Source organism: Mycobacterium sp. 663a-19 (genome assembly GCF_035616495.1).
In the GTDB taxonomy this organism is placed as follows: Bacteria; Actinomycetota; Actinomycetes; order Mycobacteriales; family Mycobacteriaceae; genus Mycobacterium.
Genome location: NZ_JAPJAV010000036.1, coordinates 348 through 915, shown reverse-complemented (window position 1 = coordinate 915; position 568 = coordinate 348). Strand labels below are relative to the sequence as shown.

Genomic DNA, 568 nt, shown 5'->3' with positions numbered 1-568 from the left:
GTGCCACTACCCGGACCCGTGCTCCCCACCGTCAACGTGCCGCTATTCGCACTGGCGGTGCCCACCGTCACCGTGCCCGAATCCGTCAACGTCCCCGACACACTCACGCTGCCGGTATCAGTCAGCGTCCCGCCGACATTGACGGTCAGCCCACCATTGACCGCCAAGGTGCCACTACCCGGTCCGGTGCTACCCACCGTCAACGTCCCACTATTCGCACTGGCGGTACCCACCGTCACCGTGCCCGAATCCGTCAACGTGCCCGACACCGTCACGCTGCCGGTATCGGTCAGCGTCCCCCCGGAGTTCACCGTCAACGTCACCCCGGAGCCGACATTCAACGTGCCGCTACCCGGGCCGGTGCTACCCACCGTCAACGTCCCACTATTGGCACTCGCCGTGCCCACCGTGACCGTGCCCGAATCCGTCAACGTCCCCGACACCGTGACCGTCCCGGTGTCAGTCAGCGTCCCCCCGGCGTTCACCGTCAGACCACCATTGACCGCCAAAGTGCCACTACCCGGACCCGTGCTCCCCACCGTCAACGTCCCGCTATTCGCGCTGGCGG

Annotated in this window: 1 protein-coding gene; it reads left to right on the top strand. The window is 66.7% G+C overall.

Annotated elements, in window-relative coordinates; all coding sequences use genetic code 11:
• A partial coding sequence (locus OQ968_RS24740; RefSeq protein ID WP_420716005.1) for a hypothetical protein occupies window positions 1–568 on the top strand: 568 nt, incomplete at both ends.